At 50.3% G+C, this 14,740-nt stretch carries 13 protein-coding genes; 6 read left to right on the top strand and 7 right to left on the bottom strand.

Annotation, left to right across the window (positions count from 1 at the left end; translation table 11 throughout):
- Positions 1 to 30 precede the first annotated feature (30 nt).
- Positions 31 to 537, top strand: a complete 507-nt coding sequence (locus BOC67_RS05755) for a GNAT family N-acetyltransferase (RefSeq protein ID WP_291908235.1) — start codon at positions 31 to 33, stop codon at positions 535 to 537.
- Here the strand turns inward: BOC67_RS05755 and BOC67_RS05750 are convergent, their stop codons facing one another.
- From BOC67_RS05750 to kbl, 7 genes are all read right to left on the bottom strand, one after another.
- Positions 538 to 1,431 carry a LysR family transcriptional regulator gene (locus BOC67_RS05750; RefSeq protein WP_291908233.1) on the bottom strand — a complete coding sequence of 298 codons (894 nt, stop codon included), beginning with the start codon at positions 1,429 to 1,431 and terminating at the stop codon, positions 538 to 540.
- A gap of 164 nt (positions 1,432 to 1,595) precedes the next feature.
- Complete coding sequence (locus BOC67_RS05745) at positions 1,596 to 1,868, bottom strand: hypothetical protein (RefSeq protein ID WP_291908231.1); 273 nt, start codon at positions 1,866 to 1,868, stop codon at positions 1,596 to 1,598.
- Positions 1,869 to 1,940: 72 nt separating this feature from the next.
- Entirely contained in the window at positions 1,941 to 3,908 is a 1,968-nt protein-coding gene (ispG, locus tag BOC67_RS05740; protein WP_291908229.1) for a (E)-4-hydroxy-3-methylbut-2-enyl-diphosphate synthase, read from the bottom strand.
- Positions 3,909 to 4,076: 168 nt separating this feature from the next.
- The gene (locus tag BOC67_RS05735) at positions 4,077 to 4,859 is read right to left on the bottom strand and encodes a tetratricopeptide repeat protein (RefSeq protein WP_291908227.1); all 783 of its coding nucleotides are present in this window, start codon (positions 4,857 to 4,859) and stop codon (positions 4,077 to 4,079) included.
- 14 nt (positions 4,860 to 4,873) lie between these two features.
- Positions 4,874 to 5,899, bottom strand: coding sequence for a VWA domain-containing protein (locus tag BOC67_RS05730; RefSeq protein ID WP_291908226.1), 1,026 nt, complete (start codon positions 5,897 to 5,899; stop codon positions 4,874 to 4,876).
- Between the two features lie 212 nt (positions 5,900 to 6,111).
- Positions 6,112 to 6,918 carry a class D beta-lactamase gene (gene blaOXA, locus BOC67_RS05725; RefSeq protein ID WP_291908225.1) on the bottom strand — a complete coding sequence of 269 codons (807 nt, stop codon included), beginning with the start codon at positions 6,916 to 6,918 and terminating at the stop codon, positions 6,112 to 6,114.
- Positions 6,919 to 7,047: 129 nt separating this feature from the next.
- Complete coding sequence (kbl, locus tag BOC67_RS05720) at positions 7,048 to 8,235, bottom strand: glycine C-acetyltransferase (protein ID WP_291908224.1); 1,188 nt, start codon at positions 8,233 to 8,235, stop codon at positions 7,048 to 7,050.
- Positions 8,236 to 8,616: 381 nt separating this feature from the next.
- Between kbl and BOC67_RS05715 the strand changes: the two genes are divergently transcribed.
- From BOC67_RS05715 to BOC67_RS05695, 5 genes are all read left to right on the top strand, one after another.
- Complete coding sequence (locus BOC67_RS05715) at positions 8,617 to 9,102, top strand: RNA polymerase sigma factor (protein ID WP_291908223.1); 486 nt, start codon at positions 8,617 to 8,619, stop codon at positions 9,100 to 9,102.
- A gap of 27 nt (positions 9,103 to 9,129) precedes the next feature.
- Positions 9,130 to 10,182: a hypothetical protein gene (locus tag BOC67_RS05710; protein ID WP_291908220.1), complete on the top strand. Its 1,053-nt coding sequence runs from the start codon at positions 9,130 to 9,132 to the stop codon at positions 10,180 to 10,182.
- Positions 10,183 to 10,198: 16 nt separating this feature from the next.
- Positions 10,199 to 11,143: an outer membrane beta-barrel protein gene (locus tag BOC67_RS05705; RefSeq protein WP_291908218.1), complete on the top strand. Its 945-nt coding sequence runs from the start codon at positions 10,199 to 10,201 to the stop codon at positions 11,141 to 11,143.
- Between the two features lie 30 nt (positions 11,144 to 11,173).
- Positions 11,174 to 11,551, top strand: a complete 378-nt coding sequence (locus BOC67_RS05700) for a hypothetical protein (protein ID WP_291908216.1) — start codon at positions 11,174 to 11,176, stop codon at positions 11,549 to 11,551.
- A 160-nt stretch (positions 11,552 to 11,711) separates the two neighbouring features.
- The gene (locus tag BOC67_RS05695) at positions 11,712 to 14,654 is read left to right on the top strand and encodes a pitrilysin family protein (protein WP_291908214.1); all 2,943 of its coding nucleotides are present in this window, start codon (positions 11,712 to 11,714) and stop codon (positions 14,652 to 14,654) included.
- Positions 14,655 to 14,740: the final 86 nt, after the last annotated feature.

Genomic DNA, 14,740 nt, shown 5'->3' with positions numbered 1-14,740 from the left:
CCGAATATTTTATCCATAATACCAACTATTATGTTACCCCTGACAACGAACAGGCTAATGGTATATCCGTGCCGGTTACCTTTACTGACACATATATACCTGGGGAATGACCATGCCGCTACAGAACTGGACGCCTACATCCCGGCGGAATGGCCGTCGGAAGACCTGAAAGAAATGATACCGTATTTTATCGAATCCCTGCAACACGATCCCAAAGCCTTCCCATGGCTGGTCTGGATCATCGTTACCCGGGCGGAAAGAACGGTGATCGGCAACGTGGGCTTCAAAGGCCGCCCGGATAAAAACGGGCAGGCCGAAATCAGTTATTACCTTTTACCCGCCTACCGCGGCAAGGGCTATATGCAGGAAGCCGCCGCCGCGCTCATCAGCTGGGCTTTCACGGCAACGCCTGTACGACGCATCGTCGCTGAATGCGATGCGGCCAACATCAGCTCCCTGCGCGTATTGCAGAAGCTGGGCATGCGCCTGGGCTACAAGTCCGGCGATATGCTCTATTGGCATCTCCCTAAAAAATAACTATTCGGAAATGTTCTGACGGGTGAAACGGATAAACAACTGGGCCAGCTTGTCCTGCTGCCCCTGTAAATAAGTGAAATGCAGCTTGCGCACCAGCTTGAAATTCCGGATGGGCAACACCATAAACTCTCCCGCTTCCAGCTCCCGCTGTACTGCCTGCAGGGAAAGGAACGCCGCGCATGGCGCATGATAAAGGTAGGATTTGATGCTCTCCGTATTGCCCATGTACATGGCAATATTGAGATCAGTAATTTTCAGCTTCAGGCGCTTGAGCTCTTCCGTCAGCACTTCCAGCGTGCCGGAGCCATGTTCGCGCATCAGCAGGGGAATGGTTTTTAATTCCGCCGGCGTCAATGGCTCGCCGTTGCCGTACGCATGCCTGGAATTGCCCACGAGTACAATCTCGTCCTTTGCAAACTCCACATATTTTAACTGCGGGTTCTTGGAACTTCCTTCTATAATCCCCAGCTGTATGCTTTTTTCGAACAACGCCTGCTCTATCTGCTCGGTGTTGCCGCTGGTCAGCGAAGTCTTAACGTCCGGGTAGCGCTGGTTGAATTTAGCCATCAGCGGCGGGATGAGGTACTGCGCAATCGTGCTGCTGGCGCCGATCGGCAGCATACCGCCCTGCGTATGTTTGAGCTGATTGATGTCGTATTCCAGGTTGCGGTAATCCGCGAAAATAATTTCCGTATGATGCATGACCAGCTGCCCGGCGCGGGTCAGCTTGATCTTGTTGCCGATGCGCTCAAATACCGCCATACCGAGCTGTTGTTCCAGTTCGTGGATATGCTTGGTCACTGCCGGCTGGGAGATGTACAACTCTTCGGCAGCCTTGGTAAAACTGAGGCGCTTCGCTACGGTATGAAAAACTTTGAGTCTGAAATCGAACATGCGATAAAAATACTTAAAATCCGCTATTATGGATAAGCTGATTTACCGCGTTAAACATGGCCGGCTGTTGGCGTTGGCCTGCGCAAAACTACAGGCGCATAATAGCAATTGCTTTATGACCGCCCTCTAAAAAACGAAAGCGCCGTTTACCGGCGCTTTCGTACTTATGATTTCTTTTTGCCTGCGTTTTTGTTATTGGATTTGTAACGCATATCCGGCGTACCGTCTTTTTTCTTAGGCCCTTCGGCTTTGGCGGTAGCAGGTGTCTGCTTGTTTTCCTTGTACCGCTTGTCCGGCGTACCATCTTTTTTCGTGTGAGCCGTAGCGGCGGCTTCTTTCTTGGTGGCCTCTTTTTTAGTGGCTGTTGCAGGTGTTTGCGCTATGGCGGCTGAAACGATCAGCATAAGTGCCATCAGGCCGGTCAGAAACTTTTTCATAAAAAAATCTTTCCTAAAAATTAAGAAATTTTTTCATGAATTACCCAAATGCCTGAGCTTTTTAAGGTAGATTTAATTTTTCTCCACCCACATGCCGTTATCCCTGATCAGGTTAATCAGTTCATCCACCGCTACATCGCTGTTAAGGCCCTTCTTCACAATTTCCTTCCCTTTGTAGAGGGTGATCTTGCCAACGCCGCTGCCCACATAGCCAAAGTCGGCATCCGCCATTTCCCCCGGCCCGTTTACGATACATCCCATAATGGCGATTTTCACGCCTTTCAGGTGATGGGTAACCGCGCGGATGCGCGCCGTGGTTTCCTGTAAGTCAAACAGGGTGCGGCCGCAGGAAGGGCAGGAGATGTATTCCGTTTTGGAAATACGGGTACGGGTAGCCTGTAAAATGCCAAACGCAATGTTATTCAGCAGCGCGTACTGGCTGGCATCCGCTGGCGGATTCGTTAGCCAGATGCCGTCGCCGAAGCCGTCCAGCAGGAGCGCGCCCGCCTCTGTCGCGTGGTGGATCAGGTGCTGGTCGTTCGTTTCCTGTTCACTCCCGCTATGGATGATAACGGGAACGGTTATATGTTTTTCCAGCAGCAGGATGAAGAACCGGCGTACATTGGCCATCGCCGTGGGCCCCGTGCCGCTTGCGCAGAACACCATGGACGCGGCCTGTTGCGGGTCTGCCGCCAGTTGCAGCAGCGCGGATATCTCCGGCGTATCCAGGTGATCGCAGTTCACCGCAATGAACTGTTCTTTGGCTTTTTGCCCTGCTTCGCAGGCCTGTAAAAACTCGTTTATATTATAATAGGGGAGAAAAATACCTTTATCCGGCAGTGAGTGCCACGTCCTGGCGTCCAGTAGCACGCGGAGAGTGCCTGGCAGTCCAAATGCCGGTATATGCTCTCCCGTATAGATATAATCCGCCGCAGCGTCTGCAATGTTCCATTTGTCGCTCAGCGCATCATACGTGTACCCGATCGCGTTAAGGTCCGCCGGTTGCAGCGCAGTAGCGTTGCTATAATCGGCAACCACCACGGGCACCTGTTTCGCGCCGATGTTTTCAACGGCTTCACTGTCCCTGCGCTTGTAGTTGAAAGGAGAGTAAGGCACGTGGATCAGCGGGGCCTGCGTTGCCTCCGGGGTGGCGGTACGGTTGGTATAACGCTTCACAATGTCCCGGCATACCGGCAGTTCAAACTCCGGGTCCTCCGTCAGGGATACGCGGATGGTATCGCCTACGCCGTCTTCCAGCAAGGTCCCGATACCTATGGCGGATTTGATACGGCCATCCTCTCCGTCGCCGGCTTCCGTTACGCCGAGGTGCAGCGGATAACAGTGGCCCAGCTCCTGCTGCATGGTCTGCACCAGCAGGCGGTAAGCCTGTACCATCACCTGCGGATTACTGGCCTTCATGCTCAGCACGATGTTGCGGTAACGGAGGTCTTCCGCAATGCGGAGGAACTCCATGGCGCTTTCCACCATGCCCATCGGGGTATCGCCGTACCGACTCATAATACGATCGCTCAGGGAGCCGTGGTTGGTGCCGATGCGCATGGCCGTGCCGTGCTCCTGGCAAATTTTCACCAGCGGCGTAAAGCGTTCGCGGATACGGTCAATCTCTTCCTGGTATTCACTATCAGTGTATTCCAGGGTTTCAAATTTCTTTTTATCTACGTAGTTCCCTGGGTTGATACGTACTTTTTCCACAATACGGGCGGCTATTTCCGCGGCATTGGGCGTAAAGTGAATATCGGCAACCAGGGGTGTATGATAACCTTGACGGCGAAGTTCTTTTTTTATGGCCAGCAGGTTTTCTGCCTCTTTTTTACTGGGGGCAGTGATCCTTACCAGCTCGGCGCCTGCTTCGATGCAACGTATGGTTTGAGCCACGGTAGCGGCAGTATCCATTGTATCGGTAGTGGTCATCGTCTGAATGCGGATAGGGTGATGGTTTCCTATCAGGAGATCCCCCACTTTCACCTCTAAGGTGTCCAGACGTTTGTAGGATGTTAATGAGTTGCAATAAAGCTGCATGCGATTATTTTTTCCTTGCAGGTGCAAAGTTAAGAAAGTGGGCTTCAATTTTCCCCACAGTAAAGCTACATTAAGTTTAAGCGCCCAGCAAAGAGCGAGGACCAATGGCCCTCGCTCTTTGTTGTTATCGCGCCGCTACCGGGCGGCGTATTATATGGAAGCATTTGATTACCAGTCCTTTTCAACCGGAACCACCTGCCCTTTGGCTTTCTTGGTTTTATCCTGGAGTTTCTTTTCCTCCTGGCTCAAAGCCTGCAGGAGCCTTTCCGCTTCCTGCTTGCTCATTTTACTCGGCTGCGGCTCAGGCTTCTGTTGTTCCTGGTCCTGCTTGTCCTTATTCTGCTGATCCTTATTCTGCTGGTCCTGGTTCTGCTTGTCTTTATCCTTGTTTTGCTGATCCTTATTCTGATCCTTCTGGTCTTTGTTCTGGTCTTTATTCTTGTCTTTTTTGTCCTTATCCTGGTTTTTATCCTTGTTGTTGCCGCCACCGCCTTGTTGCTGCTGCTTTTTCAGCATGGCCTGCGCATAGGCGAGGTTGTAACGGGCGTCTTCGTCCTTTGGATTTATTTTCAGCGCCTGTTTGTACGACTTGATGCTCTCTTCCCACTTTTTATCTTCCATGAAAGTGTTGCCGATGTTGTAATCCGCATCAGATTTCAGGTTGTTCTTATCCGTCAGCTTCAGGCTGTTGGCGTACTGGGCGCGGGCTTCCTCATACCTTTTTTGTTTGTAGAGGGAGTTGCCAAGGTTATAGTTACCGGCGGCAGATTGCGCATTTTGCTCCAGCGCTTTTTTGTAGTTGGCCTCCGCGTCGGCAAATTGTTGTTTACTGTACAGTTCATTGCCTTTGCGGATGTATTTATTGCCGGATCCTTTTTGCTGCGCTGCAGCCGAAAGGCTTGTCAGCACTGCAATGCAGATAAATCCATATTTTACTAACTGTAGTTTCATGCGTTATACGGTTGTTATGCTACTGAAGATGGCAATTCTTCCTTTTTCTTACGGCGTACCTCCGGGATAAAGAATTCTATCAGTAACAAAGCCAGGGCTATGCCCAGGAAATATTGAAAATAGCTGTTATAATCCGTGAAAATATTTTCCCCAAACTCTTTCTGCTCCATGCTGTCGATTTTTGCAGCGAGGGAGTTCACCACATCGTCGGTATTATTATCCAGGTGTTCGTAGATGCCGTGGCCTGCGTAGGCAATGCTTTTCAGCTCGGCTTCGTTGAGTTTGGATACTACCGTGTTACCTTCCCGGTCTTTTTTATAGCCGCCGGTCTCAGGATCAGGCAGGGGAGAGCCGGTAGTAGAGCCGATCCCGATGGTGTTTACCACCACGCCGTTGTCAAAAGCGGCCCTGGTTTTTTGAATGGCGGTTTCGTCATGGTCCTCCCCGTCAGATATCAGGATGAGGGCCTTGTGTTTACGCTCTTTTTTATTGAAGGCATCGTCGGAAGTCTGGATCGCTTGCCCGATCGCGGTTCCCTGGGTAGGGATCATGTCCGGCGATACGGTGCTGAGGTACATCCTGGCGGCGGAATAGTCGATGGTCAGCGGCATTTGCAAATAGGAGTTGCCGGCAAATACCACGAGGCCGATACGGTCGTTTTCCAGTTTGTCCATCAACTTGGTAATCAGCTGCTTGGCGCGGGTAAGACGGTCGGGCTGTACATCCGTGGCAAGCATACTCTTACTCACATCCAGCGCAATCATCACATCCACTCCTTTGCGGGTGATCTTCTCCATACGGCTGCCTTTTTGCAGGTTGGCCAGGCCCACCACGCCAAAGAAGAAGGCGAAGAATATCAGGAAAAATTTAAGCACAAAAAGTTTGCGGGAGTAACCGGTAAAAAGCTTTTCTACCAGCGCAGGATCGCCAATACGCTTGATAGACCTGCGTTTCCACCAGGATACAGCCAGGAAGGCCAGCTGTAAAACCAGCAGGAGGGTCAATGCCCATAAATACTCGCTATGCTGAAATCGTAACATATTCTATTTTAAGATATTCATTACCGGTAGTAAACCAGGTAAGAACTCAAAAATAATTTTTTTGTAACGTATTCCAAGTGACTGGTACAGGGTTTAGGTAATTTTTAACGGTCGGGTTAGGCCGCAGCAAGCAAAAGGGCCAGGCGCACATGCGCCTGGCCCTTTTCCGGTGGTCCAACGCCCGCAGACGCGGCCACCTGTAAAAATTTAAATTACATCTCTCCCTTAAAATATCCTGCATCGGTAAGAATGTTACGCATAATGGCATTACGCGCCTTCACCATATCGAAGTTCGGATCCTCGGATTCAATGTTGAGTACAAAGAAGGAAGGATGCCTGTTTTCTTCGATCCAGCCTACTATCCAGCCGATATGTTTTTTACCTTCCCTGCCCCAGCCGGTTTTGTGGAAGAGTTCATACTTGTCCGTCTTTTCGCGCAGCATCATGCCCCTTACTTCTCTCATCGCGGTTTTGGAGAAAGGCAGCTGATCGAAATACAATTTTTTAACGAGGCCCAGCTGCTCATCCGGGGTGATCTTCAGGGAGTTGTCCAGCCAGAAGGTGTCAATACGGCTGATCTTCATATTCCCGTACTTCACGGAATCCAGCCAGAGCTGCATGCCTTTCTGGCCAATGCGGCGGGCTAACTCCTGGTAATAGGGAACTGCGGATACCCGGAAGGCTTCGCCCATGGTGAGATCCTTGTTCCACTCCGGCATTTCGCGGGTAACGCCGTCCCATGGAATGACAAGGTTGGTATCTTTAGCCACGCCTGTTTGCAGGCCTACAAGGGAGTTGAAGATCTTAAAAGTAGACGCTGGCAGGAATGCTTCCTTGGCGCGGTCCAGGTTATAGACCTTGAAAACGCCGTTGCTGTTGTTGAAGAGCATGAAGGTACCTTCTACCTTGTATTCTCTGAAGTATTTTTCCCAGCTTTTTTCTTCTTTTACGTTGTTGGGAGCGCAGGCTGCCAAGGATGTAACGACAACAGCCAGCACCCAGCCGAGTTTTTTGATCATGATCTGTTATTTGGTAGCTGCAAAAGTAAGTATAATGATGAAAGCAAAAAGCCAAATGGCGCAAAGTGAAGGCAATCATTTGCCACACCTTGCGCCAGTTCAGCATTTATGAGGATGGGAACTCCTGCCTTATTTAATCACACCCAGCTCTTTACCCACTTTGGTAAAGGCGGCAATTGCCTTGTCCAGGTGCTCCTGTTCGTGGGCGGCGCTCAGCTGCACCCTGATGCGGGCCTGGCCTTTTGGCACCACCGGGAAGAAGAAGCCGATGACGTAGATACCTTCCTGCAACAGCTTATCGGCAAATTGCTGGCTCAGCACGGCGTCGTAAAGCATTACCGGCACAATCGGGTGGTCGCCCGGTTTGATGTCGAAGCCGGCTTCCGTCATTTTCGTGCGGAAATATTTGGTGTTGTACTCCAGCTTGTCGCGCAGGGCAGTGGTTTCGCTCAGCATATCCAGCACCGCGATGGAGGCGCCTACAATGCTGGGCGCTACCGAGTTGGAGAACAGGTACGGGCGGCTGCGCTGGCGCAGGATGTCGATCACCTCTTTAGGACCGCTGGTAAAACCGCCGGATGCGCCGCCAAGGGCTTTACCGAGGGTACCGGTGATGATGTCTACCCGGCCCATTACGCCGCGGTATTCGTGCGTACCACGGCCCGTCTTGCCGAGGAAACCGGAAGAGTGGCTCTCGTCAGTCATTACAATGGCATCGTATTTATCCGCCAGGTCGCAGATCTTGTCCAGCTGGGCAATGGTGCCGTCCATGCTGAAAGAACCATCCGTTACGATGATGCGGCTGCGGCAATCTTTGGCTTCCTGGAGCTTGGCTTCCAGGTCGGCCATGTTGTTATGTTCATAACGGAAGCGCTGCGCTTTACAAAGGCGCACCCCGTCGATGATAGAAGCGTGGTTAAGCGCGTCGGAGATGATGGCATCCTGCTCGCCGAACAGGGGCTCGAATACACCGCCGTTGGCATCAAATGCCGCTACGTATAAGATAGTATCTTCAGTGCCGAGGAATTTGGAGATTTTTTCTTCCAGCTCACGGTGAATGTCCTGGGTACCGCAAATGAAACGTACGCTGCTCATACCGTAGCCGTGGGTGTCGATCGCATCCTTGGCAGCTTTGATTACCGCCGGGTGGGACGACAGCCCCAGATAGTTATTGGCGCAAAAGTTAATTACAGTCTTGCCCCCAACCTGTATTTCCGCACCCTGCTCAGAAGTGATAATACGCTCTCTTTTATACAGACCGGCCTTATTGATTTCGTCCAGTTCTTCCCGTAAGCGGGCAGTAAACTTGGTATTCATGTGATTTTTTTCAGATTTAAACCTTGTAATTGCTTGTTGCAGCACTAAAATATTACGATTATCAATCGTTTAGGTCAGAACAGGAGATTGATGTAAAAAGTTTGACTGAGGTGTAACATTTACTTACCGCTTTCCGTCATAATAATATCATGATTATTGATGCCATGATTGGTTAGACTGATGCAATTGACTTATAAAGAAGGAGTTATTAATTCTTCAAATATATAAAATTTAGAGAGTCAGCTGGTTATAACTGTTCCCTGCAACTGGTATGTGTGCAAGAATGTTTGGTTTGCGGTGTGGGATAATAAAACCGGGAGATCCGGGGATTGGCATTGAAGTATTTGTCGGAACTTAGCACTTAAATCCCGCGCCACCTGAATGACGGAAAAGGAGTACAATAAATGTGTGGATCTGTACTCGGACAATCTCTTTCGGTTCATTGTCAAGAATTTGGAGAACGCGGAAGATGCCCGGGACGTAGTACAGAACTCATTCGAAATATTGTGGAAGCACTGCCAGGATGTGCCTTTTGAAAAGGCCAAGTCATACCTGTTTACAGTGGGCTACCACAATATGATCGACCATGTCCGTAAGGTGAAGCGCATTACACTGGTAGAACAGTTTAAGGAAGAGGAAAAGGTATCCGACCATAAAGTGAACAATGCCAGGGAAGTAATTGCCCAGGCGTTGGCCAAGCTAAGCGAAGTACAACGCTCGCTCGTGATGTTGAAGGATTATGAAGGGTACAGTTACGAGGAGATAGGAGAAATCATGAATCTGAACCCCTCCCAGGTGAAGGTGTACCTGCACAGGGCCAGGATTCACCTGAAGAACTACCTCGTAAAGATCGAAAATGTAATTTGATATTATTATAATTGCTAATAATTCAGTTTGTCAATAGATATTAACATATCAAACTATGAGTCTTACCTGCTCAGCTACGTGGATAACGAATTGAGCGGGGAAGAAAAGGCAGCTCTGGAAGCCTTCCTGCAGCAGCATCCGGCCATCCGCCAGGAGCTGGAACTGTTGCAAAGCATCCGGCTGACGCCTGATGAGGAGGTAGTGTTTGAGCAAAAGCAGTCCCTGTACAGAGGCGTGGCTGCCGATGAGCACATACAGGCCCTCATGCTCGATTATATTGACGGCGAACTGAATACTGCCGGCCAGCTGGAACTTACCAGCCACCTGCAGGCAAATTCCGAAGCAGTTAAAACCCTGGCCCAATTCCAGGCCGCCCGGCTGGACCCATCGGAGCATATTCCTTTCGCGGACAAGGCCTCCCTTTACCGTACCGCCAAAACGCCGGTACGCCGCATCTCCCCTGTATGGTGGGGCGCCGCCGCTGCCGTGGTAGCCGGAGTATTGGTATGGCTCCTGCCATTCAATACCGAACAGGAGCAGTCGCCCGCAAAACCTACGCTGGCGCATGTTACCCCGCAAAATACACCCGTGCCGGCGCCAGCCCCAACGGTACTGGATCAGGACGACGATTTAGTTAACAGAAATACTGTCACAACGCCTCCTTCCGCAGAAAAGAGCACCGTAAAAATGCCGGCTGCCGTAAAACATAAAGCCGCCGCCACCCGCCAGGAAGCCGCTCCGCAAACCGCTGCCGCCAGCCAGGTGAATAAACCAGAGGTCTCCGCAGTGCCATTGCCGCCGCCCAGGAACGCTTCCCAGGAAATTGTTGAAAAACAAAATCCCGCTGCAAACACCCCTGCCGTAGCCGCTGCCCATCCGATGACCGCGGATAAGCCGGCAGAAAAGGAACCGGTGATCGCCGCCAACGCTACTACCACCAGCGCCAACACGGCCGCCAGCCATCCCGCACAGGAAAGCATAAAAGGGGAACTGATCATTTCAGTAAGCGGCAGCGATAGCAAAATCCTGGATAAGGTGACGAACGTAGCTAAATTTTTCTCCCGGAAAAGGAATAAATAATATTTGAAAATAGCATATGAAGCATAAAAGTTTACTCACACTGTTGCTGTTGATGTTGTGGTCCGGATTAACTCATGCCCAGAAAGCTGTTGATACATACAAAGACCCCGCAGCTACGGCTGATACCATCCAGATTAAAGGGCTCATCATCATAAAGAGTAAGAACGATAAAGGCCGTAACAGCTACAAGTTCTACAGCGATACCGCCTACGCGAGAAATAAACTCAAAAAAAATCTGCAGACTAAGTTTTTTGTATTCGACCTCGGGTTCAATAACTATATTGACCGGAGCGATTACATGGGCGCCGCATATATAAACTATTTCACAGGGGTTAACCAATATACCCAGCTGACGGCCAATAAGGACGCCTATAGTTACTCTGCCGTAGGCCTGGCAACCATGGCCCCGAGGTCCGCCAGCGAGCCGCTCACCCCTTCAGAATTCAAGCTGATCACCGGAAAATCTATCAATTTTAATATCTGGCTGCTGGAACAGCGACTTAATATAACAAAACACAAACTTAACTTGTTATATGCTGTAGGATTGGAAATGAATAACTATCGATTTGCCCGTAACATTACTTATCAGCCGGGCTATCCTACCACTATCATCCGTGATACGGTAGAGTTTTCGAAAAACAAGCTCTTCGCCGAATACATATCAATTCCGGTAATGCTGAACTTCAATTCCAACCCTGCCCGGCCCGGGCGCGCCTTCCAGGCCAGCTTCGGGGTTCAGGGAGGTTACCTCCTGAAAGGCAGAACCAAACAGGTAAGTGAAGAAAGAGGAAAAGTCCGGAAAACAGACGACTTCAATCTGAACAAATGGCGCTTCGGCCTCGCCAGTGAACTGGGCTACGGACCGGTTAAACTGTATGCTAATTTTGCGCTTACCGCCCTGCACGACTACGGTTTGCAGCAGTATCCGTTCTCCATCGGTTTACGCCTGAACGGATTCTAAATGTTTTTGACCAGAAGCTAAATTGAAATTATGCGTTCATTAGTTGCCCTTATGGCCTGCATTGGCTGTATTGCATGGGTACATTCCTGTGATAAGAGATTGCTCGGCGTTCATGTAGGAACGCAACCCGAAGAAAACATTCCTGCATTGGCTAGCCCGGGAAGCCCTGTGGATAACGATCTGATGATCTTTGCCGCGGCAGATGCCCTGGAGCGCCAGGCAATAACTGCCCCCGTGTACGCCAGCCTGCCGGCAAAAGTCTATCGCCCCCATTCCGGCGCCAGGCGCCCGTCCGGCCGCAAAAACAATATCCTCCTGGCTTCATCGGTAAGCGAGGTAGACTCCATGTTTGTCAGCACGGTGAACTACAAGCCGTCCTCCCGCCATCTCGCCGGGCTAAACCCCTGATAACCCTCTCGGTTACACGTACCTTTCCCTCCATCTGGATAATTACAACCGGTTGTAATCGGCCTCCTGTTGCCGTTTATATATTTATCTCTCCCATTTACAGGTTTTTTTTATAGTTCCGGCTATATTTGAGTGCTATTTTTAAAAAACCAATCATTTTATGAGAATTCTTAAACAGGCGACCCTGGTATTTGTGCTCGCAGGCTCATTTTCAATGGCCGGAGCACAGGATAAATACGAGTGGAAAGAAGCCAGCTCGGGAGGTTACACCTACAAGTACGTAACCAACGACCCGATGAAGGCCCGTTTCTACACCCTGAAAAATGGACTCACTGTTATCCTCAGCGTTAACAAAAAAGATCCAAGGATACAGACCCTGATCGGTACCCGCGCAGGAAGTAACAATGACCCCAAGGATCATACAGGACTGGCCCACTACCTGGAGCACCTGCTCTTCAAAGGCACACAGACATACGGAACGCTCGACTGGTCAAAGGAAAAGCCTTACCTCGATCAGATTGAATCTCTCTACGACAAATACAATAAAACCACCGGCGCCGACGCCCGCAAAGCAGTGTACCGCCAGATCGACAGCGTCTCCGGTATTGCCGCCAAATACGCCATTGCCAATGAGTACGATAAACTCATGACGGCCATGGGCGCGCAGGGAACCAACGCCCACACCTGGACGGAAGAAACCATCTATGAGGAAGATATCCCCTCCAACGCGGTGGATAAATACCTGGCCGTACAGGCAGAACGCTTCAGGGACCCGGTTTTCCGCCTGTTCCATACAGAGCTGGAAGCCGTGTACGAAGAGAAAAACCGCGGACTGGACAATGATGGCCGTAAGATGTACGAAACCATGCTGAGCACCATATTCCCTACCAACAACTATGGTCAGCAATCTACCATCGGTACCGTGGAACACCTGAAAAATCCGAACCTCAAGGCTATCCGCCAGTTCTACAACGAGTACTATGTGCCTAATAACATGGCCATCGTAATGGCGGGCGACTTCGATCCGGATTATGTCATCAAAGTCATTGACCAGCGCTTCAGCTACATGAAGCCGAAGCCGGTGAAAGAATATAAACCGGCGCCTGAAAAGCCGATCGCTGCGCCAATCGTAAAAACAGTGATGGGCCCGGATGCGGAAAATGTAATGATCGCCTTCAGAATGCCGGGCGCACTGGATACCAAATCCAACCTGCTGCTGGGCGTAATGTCCGCCATCCTGCAAAATGGCAAAGCCGGACTGTTTGACCTCAACCTGAATAAAAAACAGGAAGTACTCTCCGCCGGCGCTGACCTCCTGCAATGGAAAGACTATTCCATCCTGATACTCTCCGGTAAAGCCAAACCAGGCCAATCCCTGGAAGATGTCAAATCATTGCTCCTCGGCCAGATCGACATCCTGAAAAAAGGCCAGTTCGATGAGTCGCTCGTTAAAGCCATCGTGAACAACGCCAAACTTTCCGAACTGCAAGGCCTGGAAAACAACGGCAACCGCGCCAACAGTATGATGGACGGGTTTATCAAAAGCCGCGGTAAAAACTGGGCTTCTGATGTGGCCTATGTAACCGATATGAGCACTGTTACCAAACAGCAGATCATCGATTACGCCAACAAATACCTGGGCAACAACTACGTACTCCTGTACAAACGTAAAGGAGAAGATAAGAATATCGAAAAAGTAGAAAAACCTGCCATCACGCCGGTGGAAGTAAACAGGGAAGCACAGTCCCCATTCCTGGAGCAGATCGCCGCCATGCCGGCCACGCCGGTGCAGCCACAGTGGCTCGATTACCAGAAAGACATCCAGAAAGGTAAAGTAGGCAACGCCGATGTTTTATACGTGCAGAACAAGGACAATGGCCTGTTCCGCCTCTATTACCGTTTCGACATCGGTACCCTGAACGATAAAAAACTGATGCTGGCTGCCAGCTACCTGCAGTTCCTCAGCACGGATAAATATACCGCAGATCAGATCAGTAAAGAGTTCTACAACATCGCTTGTAACTTCAGCGTACAGGCCGGTAGCGAAAACACCACTGTAACGATCAGCGGCCTGCAGGAAAACTTTGACAAAGCAGTATCCTTATTCGAGCATATCATCGCTAACTGCCAGCCAAACGACGCTGCGCTGGCTGCCCTGAAAAGCCGCCTGAATAAAGTGCGGGCGGACAGTAAGCTGAATAAAGGCAACATCCAGAAAGGATTGAGCAACTACGCCATGTATGGTCCCAAGAATCCTTTCAACTATACCCTGCCGCAGGCTGACCTGGATGCGCTGACAGCAAAAGAGCTGACAGACATGCTGCACAACCTGATGAATTACAAACACACCATCATTTACTGGGGTCCTCAAACCCTGGCTGCTGCAGAAGCGGATATCGCGCGCCTGCACAAAGTACCGGCTACTTTTGCCACCGCGCCGCCGGCTGTTAAATTCAGCAAGCAGGCTACCAATACGCCGCAGGTGCTGTTTGCCGATTACGACATGGTGCAGTCTGAAGTTAACTGGGTAAGAAACAACGGCGAATACGATCCGTCAAATACCGCTATCATCAACCTGTTTAATAACTACTTTGGCGGCGGCATGGGATCCATCGTATTCCAGACCATCCGTGAATCCAAAGCCCTGGCTTACTCCACCTACGCTTTCTATGCCGCTCCGGACAGAAAGAATGAGAAGTATTCTACCATCGCCTATGTAGGCTGCCAGGCCGATAAAATGAACGAGGCTATTGCCGGCATGAACGAACTGCTGAATGTCATTCCGCGTTCAGAGAAAGGCCTGACCACGGCGAAGCTCAGCATGAAGCAGGATATCGAAACCGAACGTATCACCAATGACGGTATCATTTTCAGCTACCTGGCCGCTCAAAAGCTGGGACTGGACTATGATATCCGCAAACCGGTGTACGAGTCCATCGATAAAATGAACTTCGATGAAGTGAAGAAATTCCATGACAGCAACCTCGCCAACAAGCCATACATCTACTGCATTGTGGCCAGCGAGAAGAAAGTAAATATGGACGATCTGAAAAAACTGGGTGAAGTGAAAAAGGTTTCCCTGGAAGAAATCTTTGGTTACTAAGTCATCCATTCGGATAATTATCAACAGCGGGCAGGCATTTAATTGTCTGCCCGCTGTGTTTTTACAGGAGTTGGTCAGCCAGGCCA

The sequence above is a fragment of the Chitinophaga sp. CB10 genome (assembly GCA_001870995.2).
Classification (GTDB): Bacteria; Bacteroidota; Bacteroidia; order Chitinophagales; family Chitinophagaceae; genus Chitinophaga.
The sequence above is the reverse complement of the archived record's forward strand: the minus strand, read 5'-3'. Positions and strand labels throughout refer to the sequence as shown.

What these genes read in the sequence shown, in the direction of transcription:
- BOC67_RS05700 (WP_291908216.1), top strand. Translation starts at nt 11,174, where the DNA reads ATGCGTTCATTAGTTGCCCTTATGGCCTGCATTGGCTGTATTGCATGG.
- BOC67_RS05750 (WP_291908233.1), bottom strand. Translation starts at nt 1,431, where the DNA reads ATGTTCGATTTCAGACTCAAAGTTTTTCATACCGTAGCGAAGCGCCTC.
- BOC67_RS05730 (WP_291908226.1), bottom strand. Translation starts at nt 5,899, where the DNA reads ATGTTACGATTTCAGCATAGCGAGTATTTATGGGCATTGACCCTCCTG.
- kbl (WP_291908224.1), bottom strand. Translation starts at nt 8,235, where the DNA reads ATGAATACCAAGTTTACTGCCCGCTTACGGGAAGAACTGGACGAAATC.
- BOC67_RS05735 (WP_291908227.1), bottom strand. Translation starts at nt 4,859, where the DNA reads ATGAAACTACAGTTAGTAAAATATGGATTTATCTGCATTGCAGTGCTG.
- blaOXA (WP_291908225.1), bottom strand. Translation starts at nt 6,918, where the DNA reads ATGATCAAAAAACTCGGCTGGGTGCTGGCTGTTGTCGTTACATCCTTG.
- BOC67_RS05705 (WP_291908218.1), top strand. Translation starts at nt 10,199, where the DNA reads ATGAAGCATAAAAGTTTACTCACACTGTTGCTGTTGATGTTGTGGTCC.
- BOC67_RS05745 (WP_291908231.1), bottom strand. Translation starts at nt 1,868, where the DNA reads ATGAAAAAGTTTCTGACCGGCCTGATGGCACTTATGCTGATCGTTTCA.
- ispG (WP_291908229.1), bottom strand. Translation starts at nt 3,908, where the DNA reads ATGCAGCTTTATTGCAACTCATTAACATCCTACAAACGTCTGGACACC.
- BOC67_RS05755 (WP_291908235.1), top strand. Translation starts at nt 31, where the DNA reads ATGTTACCCCTGACAACGAACAGGCTAATGGTATATCCGTGCCGGTTA.
- BOC67_RS05695 (WP_291908214.1), top strand. Translation starts at nt 11,712, where the DNA reads ATGAGAATTCTTAAACAGGCGACCCTGGTATTTGTGCTCGCAGGCTCA.
- BOC67_RS05715 (WP_291908223.1), top strand. Translation starts at nt 8,617, where the DNA reads ATGACGGAAAAGGAGTACAATAAATGTGTGGATCTGTACTCGGACAAT.